The organism is Streptomyces sp. TRM64462 (assembly GCF_013362995.1).
GTDB lineage: Bacteria > Actinomycetota > Actinomycetes > Streptomycetales > Streptomycetaceae > Streptomyces.
On sequence record NZ_JABWDV010000361.1, the window covers coordinates 1 to 17,570 of the forward strand.

Annotated in this window: 6 protein-coding genes and 1 pseudogene; 6 read left to right on the forward strand and 1 reads right to left on the reverse strand. The window is 69.3% G+C overall.

The window, feature by feature from the left end; all coding sequences use genetic code 11:
• The 4 genes and pseudogenes from HTZ82_RS19825 to HTZ82_RS19840 form a co-directional block, all read left to right on the forward strand.
• Positions 1–575, forward strand: a pseudogene (locus HTZ82_RS19825) (serine/threonine protein kinase); the annotation flags it as partial.
• Positions 576–867: 292 nt separating this feature from the next.
• Positions 868–2,247 carry a serine/threonine-protein kinase gene (locus tag HTZ82_RS32420; protein WP_254711984.1) on the forward strand — a complete coding sequence of 460 codons (1,380 nt, stop codon included), beginning with the start codon at positions 868–870 and terminating at the stop codon, positions 2,245–2,247.
• Positions 2,248–2,350: 103 nt separating this feature from the next.
• Positions 2,351–3,994: a succinic semialdehyde dehydrogenase gene (locus HTZ82_RS19835; protein ID WP_175410766.1), complete on the forward strand. Its 1,644-nt coding sequence runs from the start codon at positions 2,351–2,353 to the stop codon at positions 3,992–3,994.
• 29 nt (positions 3,995–4,023) lie between these two features.
• Positions 4,024–5,865, forward strand: coding sequence for a GMC oxidoreductase (locus tag HTZ82_RS19840; protein WP_175410767.1), 1,842 nt, complete (start codon positions 4,024–4,026; stop codon positions 5,863–5,865).
• Positions 5,866–5,924: 59 nt separating this feature from the next.
• Here the strand turns inward: HTZ82_RS19840 and HTZ82_RS19845 are convergent, their stop codons facing one another.
• Positions 5,925–6,941, reverse strand: coding sequence for an LPXTG cell wall anchor domain-containing protein (locus HTZ82_RS19845; RefSeq protein ID WP_175410768.1), 1,017 nt, complete (start codon positions 6,939–6,941; stop codon positions 5,925–5,927).
• A 265-nt stretch (positions 6,942–7,206) separates the two neighbouring features.
• Here HTZ82_RS19845 and HTZ82_RS19850 point away from each other — a divergent pair, with 265 nt between their 5' ends.
• Both HTZ82_RS19850 and HTZ82_RS19855 read left to right on the forward strand, forming a co-directional pair.
• Positions 7,207–10,962 carry a LamG domain-containing protein gene (locus HTZ82_RS19850; protein WP_175410769.1) on the forward strand — a complete coding sequence of 1,252 codons (3,756 nt, stop codon included), beginning with the start codon at positions 7,207–7,209 and terminating at the stop codon, positions 10,960–10,962.
• Between the two features lie 176 nt (positions 10,963–11,138).
• Positions 11,139–17,567 (forward strand): RHS repeat-associated core domain-containing protein, encoded by a 6,429-nt coding sequence (locus HTZ82_RS19855; RefSeq protein ID WP_254711985.1) that lies wholly within the window; start codon positions 11,139–11,141, stop codon positions 17,565–17,567.
• Positions 17,568–17,570: the final 3 nt, after the last annotated feature.

A 17,570-nucleotide genomic window follows, 5' to 3' on the forward strand; every position in this document is an offset into this window, starting at 1 on the left:
CGGGCCTGGCCGCGATGCGGTACGCGGACGGCGACGCGGGCGGGCCCGGCACCCGGGCAGGCCAGGGCCCGGACCCGTCGACCACGCCCACGCCCACGGGCGCGCCGGACGAGGGCGGTGTGCGTGAGGGGTGGAAGCGGGTACAGGACCCGGAGGGCTTCAGCCTCCTCGTACCCGAGGGCTGGGAGCGTCAGATGGACGGCGACCAGATCGACTACACGCCGGACAACGGCCGCCACCGCATCCGCATCAGCGTCGACCGGTCACCCGACTTCGAGAACCCCTACATGCACATGTTGGACGTCGAACGGCGGTTGAAGGACAGGTTGCCGGAGTATCGCCGGATACAGCTGCACCCGAACACGTTCCGTGATCAACTGGAATCCTGTCTCTGGGAGTTCACCTGGCTGGAGAAGAAGACCCACCCCGGCAGGCGTCACGCGATCGACCAGGTGTACTACACGGACGACGGAACCGAGTACGCGCTGTACATGTCGTCGCCCGAGGAGACATGGGCGACCACGCGGAAACAGTTCGACATAGTGCTGCGCGGCTGGCGACCCGCCGAGGGGTGACCTCCTCGGCGATGAGCGGAGGAGATGTGCCGTGTCGGTCGAAGGGTGGAGACCGGGGGAGCGGGGGGACCAGGAACAGCAGGCACAGCAGGCACAGCAGGAGCAGCGGGAGCAGCAGGAACAGCGGGAGCAGCAGGAACAGCGGGAGCAGCAGGAACAGCGGGAGCAGCCGGAGCAGCCGGAGCCGTACGGGCAGCAGGGTCCGGGAGGGGAGCCGGGGCGGCAGCGTGAGGCGGCGGCGCGCCGCATCGTCGGGCGTTACCGCCTGGAGTCCCGGCTCGGGCGCGGCGGCATGGGCACGGTCTGGCGGGCGTACGACGAGCTGCTGGGCCGTCAGGTCGCCGTCAAGGAACTGCACGTGGACCCGGACGTGGCCGCCGCGCCCGGCGCGGGAACGGGCCCTGGCCCCGGCCGTGCCCCCGGCGCCGGCACAGGCCCCGGCCTCGGTCCCGGTCCCGGCGCCGTCGACTCGACCCTGCGGGAGGCGCGTGCCGTGGCCCGCGTCCACCACCCGCACATCGTGTGCGTGCACGACGTGGTGCAGGAGGACGGCGTCCCGTACATCGTCATGGAGCTCGTCGAGGGTGTGTCGCTCGCCGAGCGGATCGCCGTCCACGGCCCCGTCGACGCCCGCGAGGCGGCGCGGATCGGACTCGCCCTGCTGTCCGCGCTGCGCGCCGCGCACGCGATCGGGGTGCTGCACCGGGATCTGAAACCGGCCAATGTGCTGCTGGAGGAGGCGACCGGGCGCGTCGTCCTGACGGACTTCGGGATCGCGCAGCTCGCGGGCGCGACGACGCTCACCGAGGACGGGATGTTCCTCGGCTCGCCCGAGTACACGGCACCCGAGCGCATGCAGGGCCTCCAGGCGGGGCCCGAGTCGGACCTGTGGTCGCTGGGGGTGCTGCTCTGCGCGGCCATGACGGGGCGTTCGCCGTTCCACCGCGACTCGCTGGGCGGGGTGCTGCACGCGGTCGTGGAGGCCGAGATAAGGCCGCCGGCCGGGACGGGACCGCTGCTGCCCGTCGTACGGGGGCTGCTGGAGCGCGACCCGGGGCGCCGTATCGACGCGGCGGAGGTGGAACGGCTCCTCTACGCGTGCGTGGCGGCGCGGGCGGACCCGCCGCCGGACGGTGCCCCGGCGCACGCCAGGCCCGAGGGGCCGCCGGGTGGGCAGGGCGGTGACGTGCGGCAGGGCGCGCGGTCGCATGTGCGGTCGCACGCGCGGTCGCCGGTACGGGACCGGGCCGGGAACATCGCCCGCGTACCCCCGCCGACGCAGGCGGGCCCGCCGCTGGGCCCGCCGCCGGGCGCCGCCGCGCCCGGGCACGCGCCCGGGCATGCTTCACCCGTCCGGGATGCCGGTGCGTCGGACATGCCGCACCCCACGCCGCACGACGCACCGCCGCACTCCCCACCCCACACGCCCCACACACCCCAAGCGCCCCATACACCCCAAGACGCCCCACCACCCCAACCGCCCCAATTGCCCCCTTTGCGCCCACTTACCCCTCGCATCCCCCCACCACCACCCCCCACCACCTCGCGTCCCCCCACCGCCCCACCCTCCGTGCGCCCGCGCCCGAGGCTGGTGGCCGCGCTGCTGGCGGCGTTGGTGGTGACGGCCGCCGCGCTCGTCGCGCTGGGCGTACTTCTCCTGACAACGCGCTGATCAGGGCTTATTTGCCAGTGAACACTGGCGTGATGTGTGTGCTCGGTGAAAAGCCGTTACCCACGGGTACCCAAAGGGCCTCCGCCCGCATACCCTCGCCCCCATGACGGACACGCAGGCCCCCGCTCCCGCCACCGGCACCGCCTCCTCCTCTACCCCCAGGGGCACGAACCCGGTCGCCCCCGTCCCCGATGGCGCCCGCACCGCGGCCGACGTGGTGACGCCCGAGGTGGTCGCCCAGCTGACCCGGGGCGTCCGGGGCTCCGGCCGTACCGCCAACCACACCCCGTTCACCGGGGAGCGGCTGGCCGAACTGCCCGAGTCCACGCCCGAGGACGTCGCCGAGGCGTTCGCCCGCGCCCGCGCCGCCCAGCCCGCGTGGGCGGCGACCCCCGTACGCCGGCGGGCGGCGGTCCTGCTCCGCTTCCACGACCTGCTCCTGGAGCGGCAGGCCGAGGTGCTCGACCTCATCCAGCTGGAGACCGGCAAGGCCCGCCTCCACGCCCACGAGGAGGTCCAGGCCGTCGCCATCGCGTCCCGCCACTACGGCCGCCGCGCCTCCGCGTACCTGAAGCCGAAGCGGCACACCGGCGCCGTACCGACCCTCACCAAGGTGACCGAACTGCGCCAGCCGCGCGGCGTCGTGGGCCAGATCGCCCCCTGGAACTACCCGCTGGAACTGTCCGTGGGCGACGCGCTGCCCGCCCTCGTCTCCGGCAACGCCCTCGTCATGAAGCCCGACACGGAGACGGCCCTCACCGCCCTCTGGGCCCGCGACCTGCTGATCGAGGCGGGGCTGCCGGCCGAGGTCTTCCAGGTGGTCCTGGGCGAGGGGCCGGTGGTGGGCCCGGAGGTGGTGAAGCACGCGGACTACGTCTCGTTCACGGGCTCGACACGCACCGGCCGCGAGGTCGCGCGGGGCGCGGCGGCCCGGCTCGTCGGCGTGTCCCTCGAACTGGGCGGCAAGAACGCCATGCTGGTGCTGCGCGACGCCGACATCGAGAAGGCCGCGGCGGGCGCCGTCCGCGCCTGCTTCTCATCGGCGGGCCAGCTCTGCATCTCCATCGAGCGCCTGTACGTCCACGAGTCGATCGCGGACGCCTTCCTGGAGCGCTTCGCCGCCCGTACGAAGGCGATGCGCCTGGGCACGGCCCTCGCGTACGGCGCGGACATGGGCTCGCTCGTGGGCGAGCGCCAGCTGGAGACGGTGACGCGGCACGTCGACGAGGCGGTGGCGAAGGGCGCCAAGGTCCTGGCGGGCGGCGTGGCCCGGCCCGACGTCGGCCCGCTCTTCTACGAGCCGACGATCCTGGACGGCGTGCAGGAGCCCATGTCGGTCTGCACCGAGGAGACCTTCGGCCCGGTCGTGTCGGTGTACCGCTTCACGGACGAGGATGAGGTCGTCGAGCGCGCCAACTCCACCCCGTACGGCCTCAACGCCAGCGTCTGGACGAAGGACGGCCGCCGCGGCCACGCCGTCGCCGCCCGCCTCCGCGCCGGCACGGTGAACATCAACGAGGGCTACGCGTCGGCGTACGGCAGCGTGCAGGCGCCCATGGGCGGCATGAAGGACTCGGGCCTGGGCCGCCGGCACGGCTCCGAGGGCATCCTCAAGTACACGGAGGCCCAGACGGTCGCCCACCAGCGCGTGATGCCGCTGGCCCCGTCGTTCGGCATGGACGACGAGAAGTACGCGGCGTTCATGAGCCGCAGCCTGCGGCTGATGAAGAGCCTGCGCCTGCGCTGAGACGACGACGGTCCAGTACGAGGAGAACCATGCCGGACGAGAACGGGCACGAGAACGGGCACGAGAACGGGTACGAGAACGGGTACGACTACGACTACGACGTCATAGTGATCGGCTCGGGCTTCGGCGGCTCGGTGTCGGCCCTCCGCCTCACGGAGAAGGGCTACCGGGTCGGTGTCCTGGAGGCGGGCCGCCGCTTCACCCCGGAGACGCTCCCGAAGACCTCCTGGGACCTGAAGAACTACCTGTGGGCCCCGGCCCTGGGCCTGTACGGCCTGCAGCGCGTTCACCTGCTGGGCAACGTGATGGTTCTGGCGGGCGCGGGGGTAGGGGGAGGCTCCCTGAACTACGCCAACACCCTGTACGTGCCCCCGCCGGCGTTCTTCCAGGACAGGCAGTGGGCGTCCATCACGGACTGGCAGGCGGAGCTCGCCCCGTACTACGACCAGGCGAAGCGCATGTTGGGCGTACGTCTCAATCCCACCATGACCCCCTCCGACATCCACCTGAAGGCGACGGCCCAGGCGATGGGCGTGGGCGACACGTTCCACCTCGCCCCGGTGGGCGTCTTCTTCGGCGACGGCAAGGACGCGGACGCGGAGGCGGAGGCGGACGGCACGGCGAAGGCGCCGCCCGGTACGGAGGTCCCGGACCCGTACTTCGGCGGGGCGGGCCCGTCGCGCCGGGCCTGCACGGAGTGCGGCGAGTGCATGACGGGCTGCAGGCACGGCGCGAAGAACACGCTGACGGAGAACTACCTGTACCTGGCCGAGAAGGCGGGCGCGGTGATCCACCCGCTGACGACGGTGAGGTCGGTCAGGGAGGACGGACGGGGCGGCCACGAGGTGGAGGCGGTCCCGACGACCCGCCGCAAGGCGAAACCTCGTACGTTCCGGGCCCGCCATGTGGTGGTGGCGGCGGGCACGTACGGCACGCAGACGCTCCTGCACCGGATGAAGGACGAGGGGAAGCTGCCCCGTATCTCCCCCCGCCTGGGCGAACTGACCCGCACGAACAGCGAGGCGCTGGTCGGCTCGCAGACGACGGATCGCCGCTACGCCGCACGCCACGGCGCGAAGAAGCCGGACTTCACGCAAGGCGTGGCGATCACCTCATCGATCCACCCGAACGAGAACACCCACATAGAGCCGGTCCGCTACGGCAAGGGCTCGAACGCGATGGGTTCGCTGTCGATCCTCCAGGTCCCGTACGCGAAGAACAGGGTGAGGGCGTGGCTGGCGAACGTGGCCCGCCACCCGATGCTGGCCCTGCGGTCGTTGTCGAACCACCACTGGTCGGAACGTACGATCATCGGCCTGGTGATGCAGTCCCTGGACAACTCGCTGACGACGTACCGCAAGCGCGACGGAGTCGGGAAGGGCCTGCTGACGGCCAGACAGGGCCACGGAGCCCCGAACCCGAAGCAGATCCCGGAGGCGACGAAGGCGGCGACTCTCCTGGCGCAGGAGATCAACGGCTTCGCGGGCTCGAACGTGGGCGAACTGATGGGCACCCCGCTCACGGCCCACTTCCTGGGCGGCTGCGTGATCGGCGCGTCCGCGGAGACGGGCGTCATCGACCCGTACCACCGCCTGTACGGCCACCCGGGCATCTCGGTCGTGGACGGCGCGGCGGTCTCGGCGAACCTGGGCGTGAACCCGTCCCTGACGATCACGGCCCAGGCGGAACGCGCCATGTCCTTCTGGCCCAACAAGAACGACCCGGACCAGCGCCCGGCCCAGGGCGCACCGTACGTCCGCCTGACCCCGATCGAACCGAAGTCGCCGGCGGTCCCGCGGGAGGCGTTCGGCGCCTTGAGGCTCCCGTTCCTGGGCCTCCCCAAGGTGCCGCCACGGGAGTCCCGGACATGAGAGAGGCGCTGCACCCCCCTCCGAGTGCAGCGCCTCTCTTGCTTCAGGTGCGTCGTCCGTTACGCGGTGGCACCGGCGTTACGGCGCTTCAGCGCGAAGACGACACCGGCACCGGCGACGATGGCGACGCCACCGGCGATACCGATGGTCGGCAGCATCGAGGAGGAACCGGTGTTGGCGAGGCTGCCGGTGACGGGCATCTCGGACAGCTCACCCTGGGGGGCGGGCTTGTTGGTGTCCTTGCCCGGCTTGCCCTTGGCGTCGTCGACGTTGCCGGGCTTGGTGCCGGCGGCGAGGACCTCGAACTCGTACTCGGTCTCGTCACCGAACTCGCAGAGGCCGTCCTTGGAGACGTTGACGCCGGCTGCGAAGGCAACGCCGAAGCCGGCGGGGGCCTTGGCGTCCACCTTCAGGCGGAGCGCAGCGTCGACGTACTCGCCCGGCTTCAGGCTCGGCGCGGTACCGAAGTAGCCGAACTCCTCGGTGATGGTCTCCCAACCGTCGCCGATGTTCGCCTGCAGGGTGATGAACGACGAAATGTCGTCGAAGTCCTTGTTGTCGAAGGCGTACGCCTGCACGTAGGCCTCGACCGCGTCGAGGTCCTTGTCGGTCTTGTTGGCGACACGGAAGGTGAACTCCTGCCAACCCGAACCGGCGACGACCTTGGAAGGCAGCCCGCGCAGCTCGGTGTGCACGCCCGCGTTGTCCGCGAAGTCCTTGCAGACGTCCTCGTCCTCGGACGTGGACGGCGACGGGGCGACGGTGTTGGACGGAGAAGGCGCCGTCGTGTTGCTCCCGGTGGGGGCCGGGGCGGTGGTCTCGCTCCCCGTCGGGGCGGGAGCGGTGGTCTCGCTCTGGGTGGGAGCCGGAGCGGTGGTCTCGCTCTGGGTCGGCGCCGGGGCGGTGGTCTCGCTCCCCGTCGGGGCGGGAGCGGTGGTCTCGGCGGACGACTCGGACGCCGTCGGCGTCGGGGACGTCGTCTCTTCCGCGAACGCGGCCGGGGCGGCCATGAGGAAGGCGGCAGGCGTGATGACGGCGGTCGCGGCGGCGACGGCCATGGCGCGGCGAAGCTTCAAGTCAAGACCTCATGGTCAAGGCGTACCACTGGGTGCGGTACGGAGTCTGTGGGGCCTCCGCGCCGTGGTGTCACGGGCGTGGCCGTTGGTTTCGCATACATGACCTGCGACCCCTGGGATTGGTTGCACGGAGCCTGACAACTTCTTTATGTGTCCTGCGTCACTGCCGAGCGCCTCCGGGCTGCTCGTGATCGATCGTTGACAGTCCGTGATGCCCCGGCTTTAATCGGCTGAACTTTCGATTAGTGATCAAGGGGTGGAGATTATGTACGGGGGGTGGGCGCAGGTCCGCACTCGAAGACCACGGTTCCGAGCGGGCGTGGTTTCGGCCATCGCGCTGGTGACGGTGCTGTCGGGTTCGGCACTGCCGGCGGTAGGCCAAGAGCGGCCCACGGAAGCGGGCACTGAGACAGGGCCACAGTCGGAGAGCCAGAAGGCGCTGGCAGAGGCCAAGAGCTCGGGCAAGCGGGTGGAGGTCATGGGCGAGCGCTCGGAGCGCACCACGGTCTTCGCGAACCCGGACGGGTTCACCTTCACCTTGGAGGAGTCGGCCGTTCCTGTACGGGTGGAGAGGCCCGGCGGCGGTTGGCAGGCACCCGACGCGACGCTCGAACAGCGGCGGGACGGCTCGGTCGGCCCGAAGGCGGCCGCGGCACAGATGACCTTCTCCAGCGGCGGCGGCAAGGACCCGCTCGTATCGATCGCCGACGGCGACCGTTCCCTGGCCCTGGAATGGCCGGGCAAGCTGCCGAAGCCGGAACTCGACGGCACGAGTGCCCTTTACCGCGAGGTGCTCCTGGACGTCGACCTGAAGGTCACGGCGACGGTCGAGAGCTTCCAGCACGTACTGATCGTGAAGTCTCCGAAGGCGGCCTCGGACAAGAGGCTCAGGAAGCTGACCTTCGGTCTCCGGACGAAGGGGCTGTCGGTCCGAAAGGGCGCGGCGGGCAACCTCGCGGCTGTCGACGCGAGCGGGCAGACGGTGTTCCGCGCACCGCCCGCGCAGATGTGGGACTCGGCGGGCAAGAGCGCCAAGCGTCCGACGACGCGGTCCTCGCCGCAGGCGCGGGCGCAGGCACCGAGCGGCGCGGCGCCGGCGCTCGGCGATGCCTCCGAGACGGCCGCCTCGGGCACCGGTCTGGCGCCGGGCCAGGGTGACCGAGTGGCCCGTATGGGCGTGCAGGTCGGCAAGAGTTCACTCGCCGTGGTCCCGGACGCGGCCATGCTGACAGCGACGCCTGCATCGGCGTTCCCCCTGTTCATCGACCCGACAGTGACCTGGGGTGAGTCGGAGCGGACGCAACTGCGCTCGGACGGCTACGAGTCGTACGGCTGGACCAACGGCAGCGACAACATGGGCCAGGGCGTCGGCAAGTGCGGTAGCTGGAACGGCTACTACTGCGGCCCTGGATACGTGCAGCGCCTGTACTTCGAGTTCTCGCCGGCCAGCCTGAAGGGCAAGAAGGTCCTGGACGCGACGTTCCGGGTGACCGAGCCGTGGTCGTTCCAGTGCGATCCACGATGGGTCGACCTGGTGCGTACGAACAACATCTCGTCGGCCACGACGTGGTCGTCCCGCCCGGCCGAGCTGGACCTGATGGTCGACCGGAACGTATCGGCGGGCCGTGGTTCCCTGTGCGACAGCCCGGAATCGCCGACGGCTCCGATCGAGTTCAACGACAATCCGGCGGAGACCAACGAGAACCTGACGCCGACCGTGCGTGACTTCGCGGCGGGCAAGTTCTCCCGGCTGACGCTGCAGCTCCGGGCACATGACGAGACGGACACGTCGGCGTGGAAACGATTCCGCAACGACGCGGTGCTGGCCGTCAAGTACGTCGGGTTGCCCGCGTTGCCCAAGGACGTCGGTCTGGTCGCCGGCTCCGGCCACGTCTGCTCCACCGGAGAGTACTCGCCGAGCGTCGTTTCCGACCCGACTCCTTTGGTGACGGGGCGCCCGCAAACGGCGGCGGGAGGCGAGTCTGGCGCGAACCTGCGGATTCGCTGGCACACGGAACGGTGGAACGGATCCTCCTGGGTCGCTGCGCACGCTGCCATCGACAGTCCGACATCTGGCTACGTCGGCAACCTGGTCAAGCAGTCCAGGAGCTTGCCCGTCCTGTCCGAAGGCGTGAAGTACCGCCTCAGGGCGCTGACGATCTCGTACTACGAGGACGGCTCGAACAGTGCGGGGTCGGGCTACACAGCCCCCTGCTACTTCACCGTCGACACCACTGCGCCGAAGGCGCCTCAGGTCACTATTGGGAGCCCTTACTCGGAGTGCACACCTTCCGCCTGCATCGGAGGCGGCGGACCGGGAGTCCTGGGTAAGTTCACCCTCAAAGCGGCTGACGGTGACACCGACAACGTGGCGTACCAATACCGGTCGAGTAATGACGAGTCCTGGAAGGACGCCACGAAGATATGCTCCCCCAGCACGCCGGACGTCCTCTGTGCCAAATATGATGAGTCCTCAATCTTCGTCCGGGGATGGCGAGCCACTGTCACCCCTGATCGTTCGGGCACCTACCTTCTGTACGCTCGCGCCCAAGACAAGCTCGGTCGCTGGGGTGCTCAGCACATTGTCGAGTTCCTGGTAGCGCCGGGTGAGGGGCCTGTCGCCCGCTGGCGCTTTGACGAGGCCAGTGGCGCAGCCGTCGACTCGTCCAGCGGCGGCAGCGTGCACAGCGCGATTCTGGCAAGTGGTGCAAGCCGTGATGACCGAGGCCGTCGGGGCCTGATGACACACGGTGCGGACGGTGTCGAACTGGCAGCGCCGGTCACCGACAAGGGCCTCGCAGTGGACGGCAGCACTGGATATGCCTCCACGTCAGGGCCTGTCCTGGAGACCCGGTCGTCTTACACGGTCTCGGCCTGGGTGTGGGTCGACCCGTCGACGACGAAGACGGTGTCGGTGCTCAGCCAGACGCCCACTTCGTCCCCATGGAGCAGGAAGTACAGCCCGTTCGTCATCTCCTACGGCGGCCGGTGGAGCCTGCGGGTCTTCTCCACCGAGGGCACTTGGGCGCGGGAGGCCATGGCTCCGAATCCATCACCCAAGGGAGTCTGGACTCACGTTGCCGGCGTGCATGACGCCGAAGCCAAGAAGGTCCACATGTACGTGAACGGCAAGCTGGAAGCGACCGTTGACGCCGGGACGCCGGCGGCCGCAGACGGCCCCATGGAGATCGGCCGTGTCATGTACGCCGACAACTACCTCGACCACTTCAACGGCTCCATCGACGAGGTCGCCGTCTGGCAGCGCACGCTGACCGCCCAGGAGATCGCCGGCGAAGCCCGCCTCCTCACCTCCTCCGCCTACGCCGGCACGGAGCTGATCGCCCACTGGGACGCCTCCGGCGTCTCCGGCACGACGGTCAACGACACCACCTCCGGCTACGGCAAGAGCCTCACGCTCACCGGCGGCCCCACCGTCGAGAACGAGGCCATCGTGCTCGATGGCGCGGACGACGCCGCGACCGTCGCCGGACCGCTCGTGGACGACACTGGGTCGTTCACGGTCACCACGGCGGTCCAGCTGGACTCCGCCAAGCTCCTGGTCAAGGGCGTCGGCTACACCGGCCAGGTCCTCGGCCAGCGCACGGCGGACGGTTCGTCCTGGGGCTTCTGGTACCAGGTCACCGGCACGAAGCCGGTCTTCGACGAGGAGACGTTCGAGGAGACGACCGTCCCGGTCGGCTTCTGGCACTTCGGCCGGCTCAACGCGGACGGCACCTTCTCCTCCGTCATCTCGGAGGAGGCTGCCGCACTGGACAGCATCGTCCGCCTGACCGGCATCCACGACGCCCAGTCCGGCACGATCAGCCTCTACCTCGGCCACAACCCGAACGGCGAGCCCAAGGCGTACACAGCCAAGCTCGGCACCGGCGAGTTCGCGCTCGGCAAGGGCTACACCTCCGGCGGCTGGCAGCACCACTTGCCCGCCCGGATCGCCGACGTCCGCCTGTGGAGCGGGGCCATGGCGAGCCCGCAGCAGGTCGAGTCGCACGTAGGCGACTGACAGGGACCACACCCGGGCGGTGTCTGGCGCGCCACTGAGCGTCAGGCGCCGCCCGCTTCTCTTCCAAGCCCAAGAACGGATGAACCATGTCTTTTGGCATAGGCACTACAAGGAAACGCTGGGGGGTGGCACGGCCGCGCGGCTCCAGACCGCTGCTCGTGTCGCTGGCCCTGGTCATGGCCGTACCGGTCGGACTGACCCCCGTCACCGCCGCCGCGGCCACCGGCGGCCTCGGCCGCCCGGACCTGCCCGAGCAGCGGGTCAGCAAGGTCAAGGAGGTACGCGGCCCGGGCGCCAAGGAGGCCCGCGCGCGCGTCGCGGCGGAACGCAAGGCCAACAAGGCCCAGGCCGACCGCGCCCACGACGAGCGCAAGTCCTCCGCCTGGCCCAAGCCTGCCAGCGCCAAGGTCGCGCTGCGCCCCGGCACCACGGCGAAGGCGGCACCGGGCGGCCTGCCCGTGACCGTGGCCCCCGGCAAGGACAAGGGAGCCGAGCGCCCCGCAGCCAGCACCGCCACGGCCACCGCCACCGTCACCGTCCTGGACCAGAAGGCCGCCGGCCGCCTCGGCATCACCGGCGTCGTGCTCACCGCGGCAGCCGAGAACGCGGGCCAGGCGCAGCTCAGCATCGACTACGGCGCCTTCGCCTCCGCGCTCGGCGGCGGCTGGTCGAGCCGCCTCCAGCTGGTCCAGCTCCCGGCGTGCGCGCTGACGACACCCGAGAAGAGCGAGTGCCGTACCCGCACGCCACTCGCCTCGCAGAACGACACCGACAAGCAGACGGTCTCCGCGACGGTCGCCCTCCCCGAGACGACCACCGGCCTCACTCCCCAACTCGCCACGGCCGCCACTGCGGAGTCCTCCTCCGCCACAGTCCTCGCGGTCACCGCGACCGGCGACCCCGGCTCGGGCGAGGCCGCGAACGGCGCCGGCGACTACAGCGCCACGCCCCTCTCCGAGTCGTCCTCCTGGCAGGCGGGCGCCAGCTCCGGTGCCTTCACCTGGTCGTACGACTTCACGATGCCGCCCGCAGCCGCAGGACCGGCCCCGAGCCTGAGCCTGTCCTACGACTCCGGCTCGGTCGACGGCCGTACCGCGACCACGAACAACCAGGGCAGCGCGGTAGGCGAGGGCTTCTCCATCACGGAGTCCTACATCGAGCGCTCGTACGGCAGCTGTGACGACGACGGCCACGCGGACGTCTTCGACCGCTGCTGGAAGTACGACAACGCCTCCCTCGTCCTCAACGGCAAGTCGACCCGCCTGGTCAAGGACGACACGACCGGCGTGTGGCGCCTCCAGGGCGACGACGACTCCAAGGTCATCCGCTCGACGGGCGCCGACAACGGCGACAACGACGGCGAGTACTGGACCGTCATCACGGGCGACGGCACCCGCTACGTCTTCGGCCTGAACAAGCTGGACGGCGCCACCACCCAGCGCACCAACTCCACCTGGACCGTCCCGGTCTTCGGCGACGACTCCGGCGAGCCCGGCTACTCGGCCGGCTCCACCTTCGCCGACCGCTCGCTCACCCAGGCGTGGCGCTGGAACCTCGACTACGTAGAGGACACCAGCGGCAACGCGGCCACGTACTGGTACACCAAAGAGACCAACCACTACAAGAAGAACAAGGCGACCACAGCGAACGCCTCCTACACCCGCGGCGGCTACCTGACAGAGATCAAGTACGGTCTCCGCAAGGGCGCCCTGTTCACGGACGACGCCGACGCGAAGGTGACGTTCTCGCACGCGGAGCGCTGCACCGTCGCGGACTGCTCGTCGCTGACCAAGGACACGGCCGACAACTGGCCGGACGTCCCGTTCGACGCGATCTGCGCGAGCGGCGCGACCGAATGCCGCAGCGCGGGCCCGACGTTCTTCTCCCGCAAGCGCCTCACCGGCGTGAACACGTTCTCGTGGTCGGCGTCGACCGCCACGTACCAGCCGGTCGACTCGTGGACCTTCACCCAGCAGTACCTGGACGGCGGCGACATCGGTGACACGTCGGACCACGTCCTGACGCTGAAGTCCCTCCAGCGCACGGCGAAGGCGGGCACGGCGATCTCCACGCCCCCGATCGGGTTCACGTACCAGCTGCGCCCGAACCGCGTGGACGGCACGGACGACATCCTCCCGCTGACCCGCCCGCGAGTCTCCACGGTCACATCCGAGACCGGCGCGATCACGACGGTCACGATGTCGGCCGCGGAGTGCGTGCGCAGCGAGGTGCTGGGCGCGGCCGAGGACACGAACACCCGCAACTGCTTCCCGCAGTACTGGAACATCAACGGCGCGTCGGACGCCTCCATCGACTGGTTCCACAAATACCGCGTGGTCGCCGTGACGACCTCCGACCCGGCCGGCCAGAACGACGTGGTCGAGCACGAGTACGCGTACAGCGGCGCCGCCTGGCACCACAGCGACGAGCCCTTCACGCCGAAGGACGAGCGCACCTGGTCCGACTGGCGCGGCTACCGCCAGGTCACCGTCTACACCGGCGCCAAGACGACGACCCGCTCGAAGACGGTCTCCGTCTACATGCAGGGCATGGACGGCGACAAGCTCAAGAACGGCACGACCCGCTCAGTCACGGTCGCGCCCCTTTCCTCCCCGTCCCTGGGCCTGGCATCGCTCAAGGACAGCGACCAGTACGCCGGCCAGCTCCGCCAGCAGGTGACGTACGACGGCGCGACGGCGATCAGCGCCGAAGCCCACGAACCGTGGTCGCAGGAGACGGCCCGCCAGAGCGTGCCGGACGCGTCCGCGCGCGTGGCCGGCTTCGTACGCGTACGGAAGTCGACCCACTACACGTACCTGACCGTGCCGCAGTCGTGGCGGGCCCGTACCACCGTCGTGGACTACGACGGCCACGGCATGCCGTACCAGGTGGAGGGCCGGGGCGACGACGCGAAGAGCGGCGACGAGACGTGCACCCGCACGTGGTACGCCCGCAACACCGCCATCGGCATCACCAACCCGGTCTCGCGCACACGAGTCGTGGGCAAGACCTGCGCGGTCGCGGACACGTCCCTCGACCTGCCGACGGACTCGACCAGGCGCGGCGACGTCCTGTCCGACGTGGCCACGGCCTACGACGGCGCCACCTGGTCCCTGTCCATGACGCCCACCAAGGGCCTGGCCACGTGGACCGGCCGCGCCAAGTCGTACACGTCGACGGGCGCGGTGGCGTGGCAGACGCTGGGCACCACCACGTACGACACGCTGGGCCGTCCGCTGACCGTGACGGACGCGGCGGGCAAGACCACGTCGACGGCGTACAGCCCCGCCACCGCGGGCCCGCTCACCAGGACGATCGTCACCAACCCCAAGGGCCACCGCACGGCGAGCTTCATCGACCCGCGCCGAGGCCAGGCGCAGCGTACGTACGACGCGAACCTCAAGAAGACGGAACTGGCCTACGACTCCCTGGGTCGCCTGACGGACGTCTGGCTGCCCAACCGCGAGAAGGGCGGAGGCCAGAGCCCGAACCTGAAGTTCCGCTACAACGTCAGCGCCACGCAGCCGTCCTGGGTCTCATCGTCGACCCTGAAGGCGGACGGTGAGACGTACAACACGACGTACGCGATCTACGACTCGCTGCTGCGCAAGCTCCAGGACCAGGTCCCGAGCGCGCACACCGGCCGCGTCCTGACCGACACGCGCTACGACTCGCGGGGCCTGGCCTACGAGACGTTCGCCGACATCTTCGACAACACGAGCACGCCGAACGGCACGTACACGCGCGCCGAGTTCGGCGAGGCGCCGAAGCAGACGCAGACGGTCTACGACGGCGCGGGCCGTGCGACGCGCAACACCTTCGTCGTGTTCGGCGTGGAGAAGTGGTCCACGACCACGGCATACACGGGTGACTCGACCGCCACGACCGCCGTCCAGGGCGCCAACGCGACCCGCGGCATCATCGACGCGCGCGGCCGCACGGTGGAGACGCGCACCTACGCGGGCGACAACCCGGCCGACACGGCGTACGGCGCCATGACCGGAGTCCCCTACACCAGCGTCAAGTTCACTCACACCCTGGACGACAAGAAGTTGACGGTCACCGGCCCCGACGGGGCGAAGTGGACGCGCTCGTACGACATCTTCGGCCGTCTCGCCACCGACACGGACCCGGACAAGGGGACGTCGAGGAGCGAGTACGACGCGGCGGACCGTGTGATCAAGGCGACCGACGCCCGGGGAACGTCCCTCCTGACGGAGTACGACGAACTGGGGCGCACGCTCGGCACGTGGTCAGGCACGAAGACGGACGCCAACCAGCTCACGTCCTTCACCTACGACACGCTGCTCAAGGGCTACGTCGACTCCAGCACGCGCTACATCGGCGGCAAGACGGGCCAGGCGTACACGAAGGCGGTGGCCGCCTACGACACCCTGAACCGTCCGACGTCCACGCAGCTCAAGCTGCCGACCACGGACCCGCTGGTCCAGGCAGGCACCCCGGCCACGATCGACATGAACAGCACTTATCGCATCGACGGCACCCCGGAGACCAGCACGGCGCCGACCCTCGGTGGTCTCCCGAAGGAAACAATCTCCTACGGCTACAACAGCGCTGGTCTGATCAAGTCCGTCACCGGCACCACGGGCTACCTCCTGGACGTCGACTACTCGGCCATCGGCCAGGTTCAGCAGCTGGTGCTTGGCACGGGCAACACGGAGGCCTTCAAGAAGACGTACGTCTCCAACACCTATGAGGAGGGCACGGGCCGCCTGCTCCGGAGCCATGTCACGGACCAGACGCACCCGTACATGCTCCAGGACCTGACCTACAGCTACGACCAGGCAGGCAACGTCAGGTCGATAGCCGACCCGACAACCCTCGGCGGCACTGCCACCCCCGAAACCCAGTGCTTCACGTACGACGGTCACCGCCGCATGACGGAGGCCTGGACGCCGACGTCCCAGAACTGCGCCGACGCGCGCAGCGCGAGCACCCTGTCAGGCCCGGCCCCGTACTGGACGAGCTACACGTACAACACGGCCGGCCAGCGCGCGACGGAGACGCAGCACAAGTCGTCGGGCGATGCAACGACGACGTACTGCTACAAGGGCGCCCAACCGCACACCCTGACGGGCACGAGCACGGCGGGCAACTGCACCACCCCGGAACGCTCGTACACGTACGACCCGTCCGGCAACACGAAGACCCGCCCGGGCCCGCAGACCACCCAGTCCCTGGACTGGACCCCGGAGGGCAAGCTAGCCCGCCTGGCCGAAGGCACGAAGGCAACGGACTACATCTACGACGCCGACGGCGAACTGCTCATCCGCTCCACGTCGAGCGGCGAGCGCATCCTCTATGTAGGCGCAACGGAACTCCACCGCAGGGCCAACGGCACGACGTGGGCCCAGCGCACATACACCGCCGGCGAAACGCGGATCGCTGTCCGCACGAACGAAACGGGCAGCGAAAAGCTCCACTACCTGGCGGGCGACCACCACGGCACGTCGACCCTGGCCATCGGCGCGGACGCGACGCAGCCCTTCGTGAAGCGCCACATGACCCCCTTCGGCGCTCCACGCGGCTCGGGCACGTCGACTTGGCCCGACGACAAGGCGTTCCTGGGCAAGACGGCCGACAAGGGCACGGGCCTGACCCACGTAGGAGCCCGCCAGTACGATCCGCTCAATGGTCAGTTCCTCAGCGTCGACCCACTACTGGAACTCGACAAGCACCAGACCTTGAACGGGTACAGCTACGGTTCCCAGAACCCGGCCACTTTTTCCGACCCTTCGGGCCTGGGCCTCGCCTGTGGTACCCGTGATGACCAGGAGGCCTGCCCCACTAATCCGAGCGGAGGTAAGCAGGGGCAGCCCTCGAAGGTCCGTGGAGCTGGTGACAGTGGCGGAGGGGGAAAATCTGGTACCTCTTCGACTGACCAAACCGGAATCGTGATCGTGCTTGCGGAGACGCCGAACGAAGTCCCTAGGAAATATCTCTACCAAGCGCCTAACGGGGTATGCATTTGGGCTGCTGCAAGCACATGCCAATCTCCCAACACGGGGTCGTCAGTAACGGAGATTGAGGATCTCCCCTGCCCGTCTGGTGATCCGCAATGGGTGTGTAGCGCCCGTAATGCGCTGTACAAGTTTGGTATCTCGACGGGAATGACGGGTGGTTCTCTAGGGTTCTTTGGGTTGCGGCCTGGGATGCGGTATAACCAGGCGCGAGGAATTCCTGAGGGATTCACGGCAGCTCAGATGGAAAAGATCAGACAGGTATTCAAGGGGAGACTTGCGATAGAATCGAATATTGTGGTGCAAGGGAGTCGCGTGACGGGTAATATTCATTCGAAGTCGGATGTTGATATTGCAGTTCGCGTGACTCCTGAGACGTTTGATGCGCTCATCGCGAAGCGGTGGCCTAACCCACCCAATCCGGGTTCGAGCAATGCCAGCACGCGAGCGCACGCTATCGAGGTAGGGAAGCTCACTGCGGGGGATGTGCGCCCCCGACTCTCCCCGTTCCGAGGCGAGGTGGAGAAGATCCTCGGCGATACAGTGGACCATGTGGACGTCTCGGTCATCAGGATGGGAGGCCCGTTCGACAGGGGGCCGTTCATTGACATCGCCAATAACTAGAGC